The 15,530-nt window shown below is 64.5% G+C and carries 16 protein-coding genes and 1 pseudogene; 10 read left to right on the top strand and 7 right to left on the bottom strand.

Annotated features, from left to right (window positions below; translation table 11 throughout):
* Nucleotides 1-99 precede the first annotated feature (99 nt).
* Entirely contained in the window at nucleotides 100-828 is a 729-nt protein-coding gene (gene msrA, locus RFN30_RS22975; protein WP_320264370.1) for a peptide-methionine (S)-S-oxide reductase MsrA, read from the top strand.
* Nucleotides 829-1,070: 242 nt separating this feature from the next.
* On the opposite strand, the gene RFN30_RS22970 is transcribed toward msrA, so the two are convergent.
* Nucleotides 1,071-2,075, bottom strand: coding sequence for a cytochrome d ubiquinol oxidase subunit II (locus RFN30_RS22970; protein ID WP_320264369.1), 1,005 nt, complete (start codon nucleotides 2,073-2,075; stop codon nucleotides 1,071-1,073).
* Between the two features lie 12 nt (nucleotides 2,076-2,087).
* Nucleotides 2,088-3,449 carry a cytochrome ubiquinol oxidase subunit I gene (locus RFN30_RS22965; RefSeq protein WP_320264368.1) on the bottom strand — a complete coding sequence of 454 codons (1,362 nt, stop codon included), beginning with the start codon at nucleotides 3,447-3,449 and terminating at the stop codon, nucleotides 2,088-2,090.
* A 298-nt stretch (nucleotides 3,450-3,747) separates the two neighbouring features.
* Between RFN30_RS22965 and RFN30_RS22960 the strand changes: the two genes are divergently transcribed.
* Both RFN30_RS22960 and RFN30_RS22955 read left to right on the top strand, forming a co-directional pair.
* Nucleotides 3,748-4,674, top strand: a complete 927-nt coding sequence (locus tag RFN30_RS22960; RefSeq protein WP_320264367.1) for an ABC transporter ATP-binding protein — start codon at nucleotides 3,748-3,750, stop codon at nucleotides 4,672-4,674.
* A gap of 14 nt (nucleotides 4,675-4,688) precedes the next feature.
* Nucleotides 4,689-5,450 carry an ABC transporter permease gene (locus RFN30_RS22955; protein WP_320264438.1) on the top strand — a complete coding sequence of 254 codons (762 nt, stop codon included), beginning with the start codon at nucleotides 4,689-4,691 and terminating at the stop codon, nucleotides 5,448-5,450.
* A gap of 260 nt (nucleotides 5,451-5,710) precedes the next feature.
* Here RFN30_RS22955 and RFN30_RS22950 read toward each other — a convergent pair whose 3' ends face one another.
* Nucleotides 5,711-6,748, bottom strand: a complete 1,038-nt coding sequence (locus RFN30_RS22950) for a phosphatidylglycerol lysyltransferase domain-containing protein (RefSeq protein WP_320264366.1) — start codon at nucleotides 6,746-6,748, stop codon at nucleotides 5,711-5,713.
* A 239-nt stretch (nucleotides 6,749-6,987) separates the two neighbouring features.
* Here RFN30_RS22950 and RFN30_RS22945 point away from each other — a divergent pair, with 239 nt between their 5' ends.
* From RFN30_RS22945 to RFN30_RS22925, 5 genes are all read left to right on the top strand, one after another.
* Nucleotides 6,988-7,494, top strand: coding sequence for a MarR family winged helix-turn-helix transcriptional regulator (locus RFN30_RS22945; RefSeq protein WP_320264365.1), 507 nt, complete (start codon nucleotides 6,988-6,990; stop codon nucleotides 7,492-7,494).
* Nucleotides 7,491-8,171 (top strand): GNAT family N-acetyltransferase, encoded by a 681-nt coding sequence (locus RFN30_RS22940; protein WP_320264364.1) that lies wholly within the window; start codon nucleotides 7,491-7,493, stop codon nucleotides 8,169-8,171. Before RFN30_RS22945 ends, RFN30_RS22940 begins: the two co-directional genes overlap by 4 nt.
* Before the next feature lie 388 nt (nucleotides 8,172-8,559).
* Complete coding sequence (locus tag RFN30_RS22935) at nucleotides 8,560-8,898, top strand: hypothetical protein (protein WP_127859561.1); 339 nt, start codon at nucleotides 8,560-8,562, stop codon at nucleotides 8,896-8,898.
* Nucleotides 8,899-8,917: 19 nt separating this feature from the next.
* Nucleotides 8,918-9,619 carry a phosphatase PAP2 family protein gene (locus tag RFN30_RS22930; protein WP_320264363.1) on the top strand — a complete coding sequence of 234 codons (702 nt, stop codon included), beginning with the start codon at nucleotides 8,918-8,920 and terminating at the stop codon, nucleotides 9,617-9,619.
* A 93-nt stretch (nucleotides 9,620-9,712) separates the two neighbouring features.
* Nucleotides 9,713-9,982 (top strand): helix-turn-helix domain-containing protein, encoded by a 270-nt coding sequence (locus RFN30_RS22925; protein WP_320264362.1) that lies wholly within the window; start codon nucleotides 9,713-9,715, stop codon nucleotides 9,980-9,982.
* A 32-nt stretch (nucleotides 9,983-10,014) separates the two neighbouring features.
* Here RFN30_RS22925 and RFN30_RS22920 read toward each other — a convergent pair whose 3' ends face one another.
* Together RFN30_RS22920 and RFN30_RS22915 are read right to left on the bottom strand one after the other, a co-directional pair.
* Nucleotides 10,015-10,941, bottom strand: coding sequence for a DMT family transporter (locus tag RFN30_RS22920; protein ID WP_320264361.1), 927 nt, complete (start codon nucleotides 10,939-10,941; stop codon nucleotides 10,015-10,017).
* A 98-nt stretch (nucleotides 10,942-11,039) separates the two neighbouring features.
* A complete protein-coding gene (locus RFN30_RS22915) occupies nucleotides 11,040-11,897 on the bottom strand; it encodes an SMP-30/gluconolactonase/LRE family protein (RefSeq protein WP_320264360.1) in 858 nt (285 codons plus the stop codon).
* A 112-nt stretch (nucleotides 11,898-12,009) separates the two neighbouring features.
* On the opposite strand from RFN30_RS22915, the gene RFN30_RS22910 reads away from it, so the two are divergent.
* Both RFN30_RS22910 and RFN30_RS22905 read left to right on the top strand, forming a co-directional pair.
* The gene (locus RFN30_RS22910) at nucleotides 12,010-12,804 is read left to right on the top strand and encodes a helix-turn-helix domain-containing protein (protein WP_320264359.1); all 795 of its coding nucleotides are present in this window, start codon (nucleotides 12,010-12,012) and stop codon (nucleotides 12,802-12,804) included.
* 98 nt (nucleotides 12,805-12,902) lie between these two features.
* Nucleotides 12,903-14,032 (top strand): annotated as a pseudogene (locus RFN30_RS22905) (IS481 family transposase).
* A gap of 83 nt (nucleotides 14,033-14,115) precedes the next feature.
* On the opposite strand, the gene RFN30_RS22900 reads toward RFN30_RS22905, so the two are convergent.
* Both RFN30_RS22900 and RFN30_RS22895 read right to left on the bottom strand, forming a co-directional pair.
* Nucleotides 14,116-15,048 carry a CHAD domain-containing protein gene (locus RFN30_RS22900; protein ID WP_320264358.1) on the bottom strand — a complete coding sequence of 311 codons (933 nt, stop codon included), beginning with the start codon at nucleotides 15,046-15,048 and terminating at the stop codon, nucleotides 14,116-14,118.
* Nucleotides 15,045-15,518, bottom strand: a complete 474-nt coding sequence (locus RFN30_RS22895; RefSeq protein ID WP_320264357.1) for a CYTH domain-containing protein — start codon at nucleotides 15,516-15,518, stop codon at nucleotides 15,045-15,047. Before RFN30_RS22895 ends, RFN30_RS22900 begins: the two co-directional genes overlap by 4 nt.
* Nucleotides 15,519-15,530 lie beyond the last annotated feature (12 nt).

Here is a 15,530-nt window from a genome sequence, read left to right as displayed (position 1 = left end):
CCGCGAAGCGGCCGGATGAGGGGGAGCGCCGCACGGCAAAGTGAGAACTGAGCTGCGGCTTCCGTCGTATAGTCGTAAGCTAGAACAAGGAGATCCAACATGAACGGCATCGACAAAAAGGCTGCGCGGCGATTCCTGGCCCCGCTTGCGGCGCTGGTGCTGACGGCGGCGGGCGCTGCCTTCTGGCAGACGCCGGCGCGCTCGGCCGAGGATGCGGTGGTGATTCCGCCGCCGGCTGTGGACGAGAAGGCGGCAAGCGGCAGCGAGAAGGCCGTCTTCGCCGGCGGCTGCTTCTGGGGCGTGCAGGGCGTGTTCCAGCACGTCAAGGGCGTGAGCAAGGCCGTTTCCGGCTACACCGGCGGCAGCGCCGAAAACGCCGTCTACGAGGTCGTCGGCACCGGCCGCACCGGCCATGCGGAATCGGTCGAGATCACCTACGATCCATCCAAGGTGACCTATGGCCAGCTCCTGCAGGTCTATTTCTCGGTCGCCCACAATCCGACGCAGCTCAACTACCAGGGGCCGGACCAGGGCACGCAGTATCGCTCGACGATCTTCGCCGAGAACGACGAGCAGAAGAAGGTGGCCGAGAGCTACATCGCCCAGCTCGACAAGGCCAAGGTGTTCGGCAAACCAATCGTGACGACGCTGGAGACCGGCAAGACCTTCTATCCGGCCGAGGACTACCATCAGGATTTCCTGACGCTCAACCCGACCTATCCCTATATCGTCTACAACGATCTGCCCAAGATCGAGAATTTGAAGTCGCTGTTCCCGCAGCTCTACAGCGAGAAGCCGGTGCTGGTGCTGGCATCGAGCAAGAGCTGAGGTTCGAGGCGAGGGGCGATGCTCGCTTAGGGACGTCGGCGGGACAGCCCCCCTCTGCCCTGCCGGACATCTCCCCCACAAGGGGGGAGATCAGCCGTCACGCCGTCCTTCGCCAATCTCCAACGTTGCAGGAAAGGCGCCAGCGACGAAGCTGCCAATCTCCCCCCTTGTGGGGGAGATGCCCGGCAGGGCAGAGGGGGGCGCGAAGGATCACGGCGTCTCCGTGGTAGCCCCGAACCCCCTCAATCATACGTCAAATCGGTCGCCTTCCCGCCAAACACGCGGTAGGCATAAAACGAATAGAAAATGATGATCGGCAGCACGACGACGACGCCGGCCAGGATGACGGCCAGGCTTTCCGGCGCCGAGGCGGCCTGCCAGATCGTCAGCCTGTCGGGCACGACATAAGGGTAGAACGACCAGGCGAGGCCGGCGAAGCCGAGCGCGAAGATGGCGGCCAGGGTCAGGAACGGCCGGATCGCGTGCTGGTCGTTCGGTTTCGGCAGATGGAAAGTCTGCCGCCACAGCCCGAGGAACAAAAGCGCCGACGCGATCGGCAGCGGCGAGAGATAGAGGATCTCCGGCCACAGGAACCATTTATCGAAGATGCGCGGGCTGGCGAAGGGTGTCGCCAGCGACACCAAGACCATGCCGAGCGCCGTCAGCACCAGTATGGTGCGCAGCCAGCGCACGGCTTTTCGCTGCAGGTCGCCCTCGGTCTTATAGATCAGCCAGGCCGAGCCCATCGCGGCGTAAGCCGCCGACAGGCAGAGCGCGACCAGCGCGCCGAAGGCCATGCCGCCAAGGCCGACATCGAGGCCGAGCACGTAGACGCCCAGCATATAGCCCTGCGCCAGCGAGGCGGTTGCCGAGCCGATAAAGAAGATGCGGTTCCAACGATGCTTCCTGCCGGCCGGCACCTTGGCGCGGAAATCGAAGGCGACGCCGCGCAGGATCAGCCCGACCAGCAGCACGAAGACCGGCAGATAGAGCGCCGTCAGGATGGTGCCGTGCGCCATCGGGAAGGCGACCAGCAAGAGCCCGACGGCCAGCACCAGCCAGGTTTCGTTGGCATCCCAGAAGGGACCTATTGCGGCGATCATCGTGTCCTGCTCCGCGTCGTCAGCGGCGGCGAAAAGGATGCCGATGCCAAGGTCGAAACCGTCGAGGATGACATAGATCAGGATGGCGAGGCCCATCAGGCCGGCGAAGATCAGCGGAAGCGCGGTCGGCCAATCGAAGGTCATGTCACTCGCTCCCTATTCCTGGGCAGCAGGCTGCGAAAGCGCCGCGTTCATGACGCCCGGCAGCGGCGAGGTATCGCCATCCTTGGCCGCCTTCAGCGCCAGGTGCACAAGCACGCCGAGATAGGCGATCAAGAGCAGCACATAGAGGATGAGATAGACGGCCAGGGTCAGCGCGACGTGGCTGCCGGCGACCGGGCCGACGGCATCGGCCGTCTTCAGCACGCCGGTGACCAGCCAAGGCTGGCGGCCGATCTCGGTCGTGTACCAGCCGGCCAGCGTCGCCAGCCAGCCGGAGAGCGCCATCGGCACCATGATGAGGGCCAGCGGCTTCGGCAGGCTGTGGCGGCGCTTGAGGAAGAAGGCGGCCGACCAGGAGACGATCAGCATCAATATGCCGGTGCCGACCATGACGCGGAAACCCCAGAACACCGGGAAGACCGGCGGGTGGTTGCCGGGATAGTCGTTCAAGCCCGGCACGACGCCGCTCGTGCTGTGACGCAGCACCAGGCTGGCGCCGTCGGGGATGGCGAGCTCGAATTTGTTTTCCTTCGCCGCCTCGTCCGGCAGCGCGAACAGGACCAGCGGCACGTTGGGGCCGGTGTTCCAGTTGGCTTCCATGGCGGCGATCTTCTGCGGCTGGTGCTCAAGCGTGTTCAGGCCGTGCTGGTCGCCGGCAAAAATCTGGATCGGGATCAGGATGGCGGCGGTGAAAACGCCGGTGCGCAGCGCCTTCCACATCGATTCCGAGCGATCGCCGTAAAGATAACGCAAGGCCGACAGGCCGGCGATCAGGAAGGAGACGGTGAGCCCCGAGGCGAGCAGCATGTGGACCAGCCGGTAGGGCATGGACGGATTGAAGACGATCGCCCACCAGTCGAGCGCATGCGCCTTGCCGTCGATCATCTGGAAGCCGGCCGGCGTCTGCATCCAGGAGTTCAGCGCAATGATCCAGAAGGCCGAGATCGTGGTGCCGCCCGCCACCAGCACGGTCGCCAGCGTGTGGATGCGGTTGGAGACGCGCCGGAAGCCGAACAGCATGATGCCGAGGAAGGCCGCCTCGAGGAAGAAAGCTGTCAGCACCTCATAGGCAAGCAGCGGGCCGGCGATGTTGCCGACCGTTTCCATGTAGCCCGGCCAGTTGGTGCCGAACTGGAAGCTCATGGTGACGCCGGAGACGACGCCCATGGCGAAGGACAGCGCGAAAACCTTCACCCAGGTGAAATAAGCGCGCATCCAGGAGGTGTCGCCGGTGGCGTTATAGCGGAGCTTGAAGAAGAGAAGCACCCAGCCAAGTGCAATGGTGATCGCCGGAAACAGGATATGGAACGAAATATTCGCGCCAAACTGGATACGCGACAGGATGAGCGGGTCCATGCTCGGCTCCGGCTGCAATTTATGCTTGAAGGATAGGCCTCAGACACGCATCGGTCAAAGCGGCGCGGCGTCACGCGAGGCGCGTTGTCGCAGCGCCGGGCGGGAGGTCGCGCCAGCATTAATAGACATCTCGCGTGACACCTTGCCGACGCCGCGAACGCGGCGCGCAATAGAGCTACGCCGCCGGCCGGCGAAGGCGGCTGTCCAGAACTGTCAGGAGGACCGTCGATTGCCGGTTTGAATAAAACCACATCCGACCTATATCAGGTCACGTTTTTCCAGCCGGCCGTATTTCAGCATGTCATCCATCATCTCGATTTCCGGTGTCACGAAAACCTATGCCACCGGCTTCAAGGCGTTGAAGGAAATCAATCTCGACATCGAGCGCGGCGAGATCTTCGCGCTGCTCGGGCCGAACGGCGCCGGCAAGACGACGCTGATCTCGATCGTCTGCGGCATCGTCAACCGCTCGTCGGGCACCGTCACCGTGGACGGCCACGACATCGGCAAGGACTACCGCGCGGCGCGCAGCCTGATCGGGCTGGTGCCGCAGGAGCTCACCATCGACGCCTTCGAGACGGTCTGGGCGACGGTGAACTACAGCCGCGGCCTGTTCGGCAAGGCTCCCAACAAGGATTTCGCCGAGAAGGTGCTGCGCGACCTCTCGCTATGGGACAAGAAGGACGCCAAGGCGATCACGCTTTCGGGCGGCATGAAGCGCCGGCTGATGATCGCCAAGGCGCTGTCGCACGAGCCGCGCGTGCTCTTCCTCGACGAGCCGACGGCCGGCGTCGACGTGGAATTGCGGCAGGACATGTGGGCGATGGTGCGGCGCCTGCGCGAGGACGGCGTCACCATCATCCTGACCACGCACTACATCGAGGAGGCCGAGGCGATGGCCGACCGCGTCGGCGTCATCAACCGCGGCGAGATCATCCTGGTCGAAGGCAAGGCCGAGCTGATGCGCAAGCTCGGCCGCAAGCAGATGACGCTGGAATTGCGCGCGCCGCTCACCGCCCTGCCGGACGGCCTGTCGCGCTACGCGCTGGAGCTGTCGGGCGACGGCGGGCAGCTCACCTACACCTATGACAACCAGAGCGACCGACCGGGCGTCGCCTCGCTGATCCGCGACCTCGAGGCCGCCGGCATCCAGTTCCGCGATCTCGACACCAAAAACAGCTCGCTCGAAGAGATCTTCGTCAATCTTCTGAGGCAAGAGCCATGAACCCGCGCGCGGCCATGAACCTTCGTGCAGTATGGGCGATCTACCGGGTGGAGATGGCGCGCGCCTTCCGCACGGTGCTGCAGAGCATCATCTCGCCGGTGATCTCGACATCGCTCTATTTCGTCGTCTTCGGCTCGGCCATCGGCTCGCGCATCAACGAGATCGACGGTATCAGCTACGGCGCCTTCATCGTGCCCGGCCTGATGATGCTGTCGCTTTTGACGCAGTCGATCTCGAACGCGTCCTTCGCCATCTATTTCCCGAAATTCGTCGGCTCGATCTACGAGCTTTTGTCGGCGCCGGTCTCCTATCTGGAGATCATCATCGCCTATGTCGGCGGCGCGGCGACCAAGTCGATCATACTTGGCCTGATCATTTTAGGCACCGCGGCGCTGTTCGTGCCGCTGAGGATCGAGCATCCGTTCTGGATGGTCGCCTTCCTCGTGCTGACGGCGGTGACCTTCAGCCTGTTCGGCTTCATCATCGGCATCTGGGCAAAAACCTTCGAGCAACTGCAGCTGGTGCCGCTTTTGATCGTCACGCCGCTCACCTTCCTCGGCGGCAGCTTCTATTCCATCCACATGCTGCCCGGCATCTGGAAGACAATCACGCTGTTCAACCCGGTGGTCTATCTGATCAGCGGATTCCGCTGGAGTTTCTATGGCAAGGCGGACGTCTCGGTCGGCGTCAGCCTCGGCATGACGCTGGTGTTTCTGGCCGTCTGCATCGCGATCGTGGCCTGGATCTTCAGGACGGGGTATCGGCTGCGGAATTGAGGGGGGCCGACGTTCATCGTCACTGTGGTTCAGAAAAATCCGAAACGCCGGCGGGACAGCACCCCCCTCTGCCCTGCCGGGCATCTCCCCCGCAAGGGGGGGAGATCGGACGTCGCTCCCGTTTTCGCCAATCGCCGACGTCGAATGATGGGCGCCGCCGATGAGGCTGCCGATCTCCCCCCTTGCGGGGGAGATGGCCGGCAGGCCAGAGGGGGGTGTGAAGGATCGCGGCGCCGGCGATCTTCTTTTAATCGCCCCCGCTAAATCGCCTTGATCAGCCGCAGCAGCCCCAGCATTTCCATCAGCGTCCCTCGTCGGAAGGCGATGTAGGTCGGCTCCTCCTGCCCGTGGAAGCGGCGCTTGAAGGCGGCCTGGCCCTGCAGGTTGAAGCGCGAGCGGTTGACCCAGGGCGACTGGTAGGCACGCTGGAAGGCGCCGCGCCAGAAATTCGATTCGGCAAAGCCGCTCGGCTCGACGTCGAGCAGAGGCGACAGGCCGAGCGTGACGACCGAAATGCCTTCCTCGCGAAAGCGGTCGACGGCGAATTTTGTCAGGCCGATCTCGGCATGCGGCGTGGCGTCGACCTGCTTGCGCTTGAAGGCGGTGGTGTAGCCGATGACCTTGCCGCCGCTGAACAGTGGATCGAAATCGAGGATGGCGACGAGCTCGCCTTCGGGACCATGCAGGACGAAACGGCGCATGTCGGCGCCGAGATGGTCGGCGAAGGGCCGGTTGAGGAAGCCCATCTCCCAGCGCTTGACGATGCGCTCGCCGCGCCAGTTCTCGGACAGCCGCGAAACCTCGTCGAGGAGCATGTTTTTCCTGTCCTCGGCGAAGGTGAAGCCCTTCTTCGCCAACCAGCGCTCCGAATAGCGCACGGTTTCGTTACGCTTGCCCGAGAAATCATGCGCCGGCAGGTGCAGGCTGGTGTCGACGCCGAGCCGATTGACCTGATAGCCGAGCCCGGCCAGCACCTTTGCCGTGGCGGCGCCGATCTGGACGAACCAGGGGCCGCCGGCAGCCTCTACGAAACGCTTGATGTAGCCGGGCCTTTCCGCCGGATCGACCACCGGATCGCCGAGCGCGAAATGGTGCTTCATCTTGGTGCCGAAGGCGATGTAACCGTCGCCGTCGCTGAAATAGGACAATTTCTGCTGCACGGCGGTGGAATAGGCGAGCGAGAAGTCGCCGTGCCGCCGGACCAGCGCCAGGCGCTCGAGATGCGTCAGCTCGCGGCGCGGCACCTTGGGCGCCGCGCCGTCAAGAAACCTGTCGATATAGATACGCAGGGAGGGCATGAGCTTCCGCGTGCCGATGAACAGAGACCCGCAGCCCACGGGCCTCGAATCAGTCGCCTTGGCGCGATCGATTATCGGTCATGTCGCGCCAGCGCCATATAGGATGCTATCGACCGCGAATGAAGAGGGAATGTCTGCCGGCCGAAGCCGGCACCGACCGGTTTGCATCGCAAAGCATATTGCCAAATTCCATGCCATGTTATATATCAAGTTATCGTTTATCATCCGGCAGCTCAGTTATGGAAGACATTCTGCGATCCCTCGGCTTCCTCTGCCTCGGCAGCAGGCTGAAGCGCATTGGCGAGCAGCTGCAGGCCGACACGCAGCGCGTGCTCGACGGCCTGGATGTGCGGATCCAGTCGAGCCAGTATCCCCTGCTCGCCGCGCTCGACAGGCTGGGGGCCCTGCCGGTCGGCGAACTGGCGCAGTCCCTCGGCGTCGCGCAGCCGGGTGTCACACGGGCCGTGTCGCTGCTCACGGAACTGGGCCTGGTCGAGGTCAGCCCGTCTAACGATGACCAGCGGCGCAGGATCGTCTCCCTCTCGGCGAACGGCCAGCGGCTGGTCGACACCGCCAAGCGCGATGTCTGGCCGCGCATCGAGGACGCGGTCGCGGACTTGTGCGCGGACCTCTCCGGGCCGCTGCTCGGCCAGCTCGCCACCATCGAGGATCGATTGGCCGCGACCCCGCTCGCCCGCCGCTCGGAAAAAGCCGGGGCCGTCGCGGCCAAGGCTGTGGCGCGATGAAACACGTTCTCGACCGTCCCATCTGGAGCGCGCTTGCGACGCGCCATCTGGCCTTCGCGGAAGGCGACAGCCTCGCCAGGCGGTACCGGCCGTCGATCGTTCCCTTCGCCGCCACCGCGACGGACGATGCGGAAAGCCTGCGAGCATTGGGCAAGCTGCTTCCGCCGCTCGAAAGCTCGATCCTGGTTCAGACGGATCCGATCGTCCTGCCTGCGGAGCTTTCCGCGGTTTCGACAGCGACCCTGGTGCAGATGACTGCCGGGCGGCCGGTTCAGGCCGTGTCCGACGAGCGCGTGCAGCGCCTGACACGGGACGATGCGGCCGAGATGCTCGCGCTCGCGTCGCTCACCAAGCCTGGGCCGTTCACGCTGGAGGCCTTGAGCCTCGGCGAGTTCTGGGGCGTGAAGGTCGACGGCAGGCTCGCGGCGATGGCCGGCGAGCGAATGAAGCAGCCCGGCTATTGCGAGCTCAGCGGCGTGTGCACGCACCCGGATTTCCGCGGCGGCGGCCTTGCCAGACTGCTGTCGCTGTTCGTGGCAAACCGGATCATGGCGCGGGGCGAGATTCCCTATCTCCACGCCTATGACAGCAACGCACCGGCTATCGCCCTCTACGAGTCCATCGGCTTCCGGTTGAGAACCACCCTGAACATGGCCGTGGTTCAACGCGCGGGGTAGCTGTCTATTGCTTCGTCATCCTATGGGTCATGAGCTTTCCTCTGGCTCTTGAGGTGGCTGGAACGTGTGACCTGTCGATCCCTATAGACGGCCGATCACATTTTCGTGACATCGGCGTGATCAAACTAGGTCGATTTGCCGGCTGACGATTGGTCGCCTCCGGCACGTACGCACCGGTGCCAATCATGCACGACAACCCGGCGAGCGGATCCACTAGCGGCCTCGGGGCAAAGGCGCCAACGGTGGCTGCGGGGCCTATTTTGCGACATCCGGCTTCGATCCCGTCGCAGCGCGCCTTGCCGGACGCGCTCAGCTTGACGGCTTCACGCGCTTCGGAAACAAGAACGGCGACGGGCGCGGCGAAGGCCGCTTCGGGAGGGATGAAAACGTGAGTTTCTGGGGATTGGCGCAGCTTGGCGTTTCGACGGTGATCTTCCTGCTGGCGGCGATGGCGGCCAAGCAATGGGGGCTGGCGCCGAGCCTGGCCAAGATCCTTTTGACGCTCGCGCTCTATTCGGCCGGCAATCTGATCATGCTGAGGCTGATCCGCGAATTCGGCATGTCGGTGTCGTTCAGCCTGTCGGCGGTGATCCAGCTGGTGTCGGTGAATGTCGTTGCGCTGGTCTTCTTCGGCGAACGATTGAATGCATTGCAGGCGACTGGCGTCGTGCTGGCGATCGCCGCCGTCGCGCTGATCACGCTCGGGCCCTATATGCAGCGGCTGTAGCTGGGATCCAAGGCCCCAAATGAAAATGACCGCCAAGGCGCTGTTCAGCAGAATAGAATTCCCGATGCTCCTGGCCGGGCTGGCGATCGCCGGCGGGCTATGGGGCCTGGTGGAACTCATGGAGGTGGCGCGCGCGACGACGCCGCATGCCTTCGACACGGAAATCCTGCTCGCCTTCCGCCATGCCGGGCAGCCGGACAGTCCGATCGGCCCACCCTGGCTGCAAGGCGCTGTTCGCGATATCACCGCGCTCGGCAGCACCAGTGTGTTGGTGCTGATCACGACGGCGACGATCGTCTACCTGTTGCTGATCCGCAGGCCTGCGACGGCGCTGTTCGTGTTCGTTGCGGTGGCCGGCGGCCAGCTGCTTTCGAACTTGCTCAAGTTCGAAGTCGACCGGCCCCGCCCCGATCTCGTCTCGCATCTCGTCAACGAGACGTCGCTGTCCTTCCCGAGCGGCCACGCGATGCTGTCGGCGGTGACCTATCTGACGCTTGGCTCGCTCGCCGCGCGCTTCCTGCCGAACCAAAGGACGAAGATCTTCGTGCTCGGCCTTGCCGTGCTGACCACGGTGCTGGTCGGGACCAGCCGCGTCTATCTCGGCGTGCATTGGCCGTCGGATGTGCTTGCCGGCTGGTGCGCCGGCTTCGCCTGGGCCATGTTGTGCTGGCTCGCGGCGCGCCTGCTGCAGCGGCGCAAGGTGATGGCGGACAGCGATTGATCCACGTCAGATCCCCATGCTGAATGATGCTTGAGACATTGTAATATCTATATTATACATCGATACTGCATTCACAAACATGGATTCCGGCCGATGATGACTGCCGCACAGATGCGCGCTGCGAGGGCATTGGCCGGCATCGACCAGAGAACGCTCGCTGAGCGCGCCGGGGTGTCGCTTCCGACCATACAACGCATGGAAGCGAGCGAAGGCGTCGTCCGGGGCGTCGTCGATTCGCTGATGAAGGTCATCCAGGCGCTCGATGTGATCGGGGTGGAGCTGATCGGCGAGAACCAGGCCAGCGAGCGCGGCGGCAGGGGCGTGCGGCTCAAGTCCACCGTGGCGCAGACCCAGCAGGACTGAGCCGCGGCCGCCATCGAGCCAACCGAGAATCGTCAAATTGCCGCTTCGATCGGCTCGGCAAGCTTCGGGTTTGCGCGCGCGGCTATCAGGCAGCCGGCGACGATCAGGCCTGCCCCCGTCAGCGTGGTCCAGGCCACCTCCTCGCCGAAGAAGAACCAACCAAGCGCGATCGCCCAGATGAAGGCCGAGTATTCGGTCGGGATGAGATATTGCGCTTCGGCGCGGGCGTAGGACCAACTCATCAGGAATTGACCGGCGAGCGACAGCATCGCCACGCCGGTCAGGGGAAGCCACAGATCGCTTGGCAGCGCAACGGCAAGCCACGGCGCGGCGCAACCAAGGATGATCCCGACGAAGATGTTCTGGAACAGCATGATCTCGATCGGCTTGGCCAACAGTGCCTGTTGCCGGGCGAGAACCAGATTGTAGCCGTAGAACACCGTCGATACGAGCACCGCCGCTGTGCCAAGCAGGGCATCCTGCGAATAGCTCTCCCGCCCGAACTGGCCGGACAATATGATCGCGACTCCCGCGATGCCGGCGATTGATGCCCATATAGCCTGGCGCCGGATGCGTTCGCCCAGCAGCAGCGCGGCGAGGAAGAGGGCAAAGAGCGGCGCGACAAAGCTGAGCCCGATCGCCTCGGCGAGCGGCAGCCTGGCAAGGGCCCAGAAGAATGAGACCAGAACGACGCCGACAATCGCAGCCCGCAACGCGTGCAGCCTCAGCACCGCGACCGTTGGCCGTGAGCGCGGCCCCGCTGACCAAGCCGCGACCGCGATCAAAGTCGCGACCATGCTGCGCCACAGCAGCGTGTTGTAGACGCCGATGGCGATGGCCAGGGACTTCATCGCCGCGTCCATCCCGGACAGAAGGAAGATCGCCAGCGCGCATATGAACACCGGGATCGTCGGGGAAACGGCGCCGCTCAGGCTGGATGTCTTCACGGCTTCGCTCATTGCTGCCGGATATCCTGGAGCGGACGGCGGAACCAGATGGCAGCCCCGTCGATTTGGCGGTCCAATCCCGATTGACGTGGTTCCAGCCGCGACCGCTCTCAGTCGACCGTCAGCGCCGCGACCTCGCCCTCGTTCATCAGCGGCACGAAGATCTTCTCACCGTCGGTGCCGATGTCGGCACTGCCCGGCTTGAAGGTGGCGACCGCTTGCGGCTTGCCGCCGGCCTTGTAGCGATACAGCGTGCCGGTCATGTAGGCGGTGGCGTAGATATCGCCGCCGATGGCGATAACGCCATCGAGATCGGCGAATTTTTGGGCGCCAGGCAGCGGCGTCACCTTCCTGCTGGCGAGATCGACCGCCAGCACTCCGCCCGGCTCAGCCGTGCTGAAATCCGGCTTGATGCCCTTGCCCCAGGACGCCACGATCAGCCTGTCGCCGTCGGCGAAGACGCCGTTGGGCGAGGCGAGCAGCGCATCCTTGACGAACAGTTCCGGCTTGTCGCCGTCGATGCGGTAGATCGTGTCGGCCAGCATGTCGGTGACATAGACCTTGCCCGAGGCATCGGCGGTCATGTCGTTGAGGAAGACGGCGCCCGGCACGTCGATGCTGGAGACCAGCTTGCCGCTGGCGAGGTCGACGACGCGAACCTTGGTGATGTCGGCGGCGTAGAGCTTGCCGCCCGAGATCGCCATGCCCTTGGGCGCGTCCATGCCGTCCACCCAGCGCCTGGTGATGACCTTGCCGTCCATGGACAGCAGCGACAGGTAGCCGTTGCCGTCCGCTTCGCCGGGATTGCCGACGATGTTGGAGACGACGATGCGCCTGTCGGCGGCATCGACAAACGCCGATTCCGGCTGCTCGAAACCGGATGCGCGCCAGATCTCGCCGGCCTGAGCAGCGGATGTCGCGGCGATGCCGGCTATGGCGAGAAAAGTCGAGGCGATGACGGTCTTCATGGTGCTCTCCTGTGATGACGGCGGAGAGCTAGGTTTTTCGATACTTTTGCGGAAGACGGTTCGAGCGTAGTATCGAAGATCGATACGAAATCGTCCAAACGGGGTGCATTTCATGAACGGTCCGATCTTCGAGGCACTGAAACGGACTCTGAAGGCCAGGGGCCTGACCTACCGGATGCTGGCCGAGCGCATGGGCGTTTCCGAGCCGACGGTGAAGCGCATCTTCCATGAGCAAAACTGCAAGCTCGACCGGCTGATCGAGATCTGCGCCGCGGCGGAAGTGGAACTGGAAAATGTGCTGGGCTCGATGAACCGGGGGCCGGGACCCGCCAACCACGTCGCGCCGGAGATCGAGCGCAAGCTCGCCGCGCGACCGGCGCTGCTTTTCGTCTTCATCATGCTCTCCGAAAAATTCACGCCCGAGGGCATCATGCGCTCGCAGGGCCTCAGCGAAGCTTCGATGTTCCTCTATTTGCGCGACCTGGAAGAGCTCGGCCTGGTGGCGCTCGGGCGCGGCCTGTCGGCAAGATTGCTGGTCGACACACCCATCCAGTGGGATTTCGAGGGACCGCTGAAGCCGCATTTCGAGACGACCAACAAGAACTTCATCGGCTGGGCGATCGGCCATATGGAACGGCAGGCAACCTTCATCAGCTTCTCGCGGCGCATGCGGCCGGAAACGGCGGAGATGGTGCGGCGGGAGGCGGAGGATCTCGCCGAGCGCGCCAGGCTGCTTGCCCACCACGACCAGCACACCACGCCGGAAGATCAGCTTATCGGCTACAAATGGACCTTCGCCTTTGGCGCGACGCCGTTTCCGGCGATCATGCCGATCGGGCCGCATCCGCGCGATGCCGGCGCAAAGCTGGAGGGCAGCGCGAAGGGGCGCCGTCCGCTGCCGGCGTAGTTGCCCCCTTCTCCCCTTTGTTTGGACCGGGGACATCGCGAACAGGTGTGCGAGGACATCGCGAACAGTTTTGCGCGTTTTGCGCGAGGGGGTTCGGGATGCCATTCGAGGCCAGAAGGGTGATGAGCCAAAAAGAAGAGTTCGTGAGATTGGCGCTGGCGCCTGGCGCCAATGTGAGCGCGTTGTGCCGGCGCTTCGGCATTGGCCGGACCTGTGGCCACAAGTTGCTTTCGCGCTATCGGATGGAAGGCGCGGCCGGCCTGGCGGAGCAGTCTCGGCGACCACTGTCGAGCCCGGCACGCAGCGCGCCGGAGGTGGAAGCAGCAGCCGTTTCGGTGCGTGTGGCGCATCCAGCCTGGGGTGGGCGCAAGATCGCGCGCGTGCTTGCCCGCGAAGGCATCGGCACGCCGGCGGCCTCGACGGTCACCGGCATCCTGCGCCGCAACGGTATCGAGCTGGGGGCTTTGGGCGGCGGAGCCCAGCCTTTCATTCGCTTCGAGCATGCCGCCCCCAACCACCTGTGGCAGATGGACTTCAAGGGCCACATTGCCTTGCGCGCCGGCCGGCTGCATCCGCTTACCGTGCTCGACGACCATTCGCGCTTCTCGATCGCGCTGTCGGCCTGCGCCGACCAGACCACCGAGACCGTAAAAGCCCGGCTGATCGCCGCCTTCCGTCGCTATGGCCTGCCGTGGCGCATCGCCACCGACAATGGCCCGCCCTGGGGCGATGGCGGTCGCAACGACTTCACCTTGCTCACCGTCTGGCTGATCGAGATTGGCATCGCCGTCAGCCACTCCAGGCCTTGCCATCCGCAGACACTCGGCAAGGACGAGCGCTTCCATCGTTCGCTCAAGGCCGAGGCATTGCAGGGACCGCCCTTCGCCAACCTCGCCGAGGCTCAGGATGCATTCGACCAGTGGCGCCACGTCTACAACGCCCAGCGTCCCCACGATGCCTTGGGCGGCGGCGTGCCGCTCGATCGCTACCAAGCCTCGCCGCGCCAGTTCGCGAAACTGTCGAGCCGTTCGAATATGCCCAGGACGATCTCATCCGCCGCGTTCAGCAGCACGGCTTCGTCTCCATTCTCGGCCGAACCATACGCTTGTGCCGGGCCTTCGCCGGAAAGTCTGTCGCTTTCCGCCCCACCGCCACCGACGGCGTCTTCGACGCCTGGTTCAGACATCAGAAAATAGAAACCATCGACCTCAATGCCCTCGCCCGATAGCATGCAAAACTGTTCGCGATGTCCTCGCACACCTGTTCGCGATGTCCCCGGTCCAAACAAAGGGGAGAAGGGAGGAGGAGGCGTCAGGCCGCCTTCGCCTCTTCATGCGGCACCGCGAGATCGTCGCGCGCCTTGCGCGCCAGCTTCCTGGCCGAGCGCTTGGGGCTGTCGCCGAACAGTTCGGTGGCATCGGCAAGGCAGGCCTTGCTGAGGCTCCTTTCCGAACGCTTCAGGAGCTTGCGCAGGAGCTTGGTGTCCTCGGGCGGGCCAAGCGGCTCGCCGTCGGCGGCGAGCAGCGCGCGCATGACGAAGACGTCGTGCAGCTCGCCCAGCAGCTCGCCGAGCTTGTCGACCGCCTTGCGGCGCGCCTTGATCGGCGTCGGCCACAGGCGGCCGAGCAGCGACAGATGCATCGAGTGCGTCTTGGCGGCCTTGCGCAGATCGTGAAAGTCGTTGGCCTCGCCGCTCGAGCCGGCCTTGTCCAGCGCCTTTTTCGCCCGCCGCAAGGTGGCGCGGGCGCCTTCGGCCAGGATGTCGGCCGCCTGCTCCGGCTGATCGGGCAGGGACAGCCTGTCGATGCGCTCCAGCCCTTCCTGGCAAGCGGTGACGGCGGCATTTATGGCGGCGTCGAGACCGGGGCCGGCATGAAGCTCGTGCTGGCGCAGCACCAGCCGGTCGCGGACGGCATCGAGACCGCCGCCGGCGCTTTGTTCCGGAAAGGCGTCCGCCAGGCGATCGACGGTCTCGATAAGAGCGGTCGCCTCGCGCGGGCCGGCAAGCAGCGCCGACACCTGCTTATAGCATTCGTTTTCGGTCTGGCAGAACAGTTCGTCGCCGGAACGAACCAGGCGTAGCAAGGCTCGGATGCTCTTCAGCCGCTTGCGGCATTTGTGCAGCCCCTGCTCCGGCTTGTCGCGCGCCGTCTCGAGATGGCCGAGCGCCTTGCCGATCTCGTCGGCCAATATGCGCCTGACCTCGCCGGTCAGCGGCAAGCGCGGATCGATGCGAAAGCTCATGCGGCGATCTCCGGAATCCCCCCGAGGGCCAGCGACGCGTTGTAGAACCTCGACTCGCCGGTGACCTCGCGACCGAGCCAGTCGGGCAGCATTTCGTCAGGCACGTCCTCCAGCGTCTCCAGCTCCGCGACCACGAGCCCCGAGAGCACTCCGCCGAACACATCGACTTCATAGAGATAGCCGCGGTGTCTAACATGGTGGCGTGTCTTCTCGATGACACGCCCGACGGCGAACGCCTTCAATTCCTCGGCCTCGTGGAGAGGGATCGTATATTCGAATTCGTCGCGCTCGCGCGCCCTGTCGCCGAACTTCAGCGTCAGCTTGGCGGAGCTCCCGTCGCTGATGCGCACGCGCACCGTGCGGCCCGGCTGCGCGGCGACGTAGAACTGGCGAATGCGGATATCCGCCTCGACCAGGCTCCGCCAGGCGGGGTCAGAGACCAGGAACTTGCGCTCGACTTCCTTGCCCATGGCCGCGCACTA

This window comes from Mesorhizobium dulcispinae, from assembly GCF_033977345.1.
GTDB lineage: Bacteria > Pseudomonadota > Alphaproteobacteria > Rhizobiales > Rhizobiaceae > Mesorhizobium > Mesorhizobium dulcispinae.
The sequence above is the reverse complement of the archived record's forward strand: the minus strand, read 5'-3'. Positions and strand labels throughout refer to the sequence as shown.

What these genes read in the sequence shown, in the direction of transcription:
- RFN30_RS22965 (WP_320264368.1), bottom strand. Translation starts at nt 3,449, where the DNA reads ATGGACCCGCTCATCCTGTCGCGTATCCAGTTTGGCGCGAATATTTCG.
- RFN30_RS22910 (WP_320264359.1), top strand. Translation starts at nt 12,010, where the DNA reads ATGAACGGTCCGATCTTCGAGGCACTGAAACGGACTCTGAAGGCCAGG.
- RFN30_RS22925 (WP_320264362.1), top strand. Translation starts at nt 9,713, where the DNA reads ATGATGACTGCCGCACAGATGCGCGCTGCGAGGGCATTGGCCGGCATC.
- RFN30_RS22930 (WP_320264363.1), top strand. Translation starts at nt 8,918, where the DNA reads ATGAAAATGACCGCCAAGGCGCTGTTCAGCAGAATAGAATTCCCGATG.
- RFN30_RS22940 (WP_320264364.1), top strand. Translation starts at nt 7,491, where the DNA reads ATGAAACACGTTCTCGACCGTCCCATCTGGAGCGCGCTTGCGACGCGC.
- RFN30_RS22950 (WP_320264366.1), bottom strand. Translation starts at nt 6,748, where the DNA reads ATGCCCTCCCTGCGTATCTATATCGACAGGTTTCTTGACGGCGCGGCG.
- RFN30_RS22895 (WP_320264357.1), bottom strand. Translation starts at nt 15,518, where the DNA reads ATGGGCAAGGAAGTCGAGCGCAAGTTCCTGGTCTCTGACCCCGCCTGG.
- RFN30_RS22915 (WP_320264360.1), bottom strand. Translation starts at nt 11,897, where the DNA reads ATGAAGACCGTCATCGCCTCGACTTTTCTCGCCATAGCCGGCATCGCC.
- RFN30_RS22920 (WP_320264361.1), bottom strand. Translation starts at nt 10,941, where the DNA reads ATGAGCGAAGCCGTGAAGACATCCAGCCTGAGCGGCGCCGTTTCCCCG.
- RFN30_RS22960 (WP_320264367.1), top strand. Translation starts at nt 3,748, where the DNA reads ATGTCATCCATCATCTCGATTTCCGGTGTCACGAAAACCTATGCCACC.
- msrA (WP_320264370.1), top strand. Translation starts at nt 100, where the DNA reads ATGAACGGCATCGACAAAAAGGCTGCGCGGCGATTCCTGGCCCCGCTT.
- RFN30_RS22970 (WP_320264369.1), bottom strand. Translation starts at nt 2,075, where the DNA reads ATGACCTTCGATTGGCCGACCGCGCTTCCGCTGATCTTCGCCGGCCTG.
- RFN30_RS22900 (WP_320264358.1), bottom strand. Translation starts at nt 15,048, where the DNA reads ATGAGCTTTCGCATCGATCCGCGCTTGCCGCTGACCGGCGAGGTCAGG.
- RFN30_RS22945 (WP_320264365.1), top strand. Translation starts at nt 6,988, where the DNA reads ATGGAAGACATTCTGCGATCCCTCGGCTTCCTCTGCCTCGGCAGCAGG.
- RFN30_RS22955 (WP_320264438.1), top strand. Translation starts at nt 4,689, where the DNA reads ATGAACCTTCGTGCAGTATGGGCGATCTACCGGGTGGAGATGGCGCGC.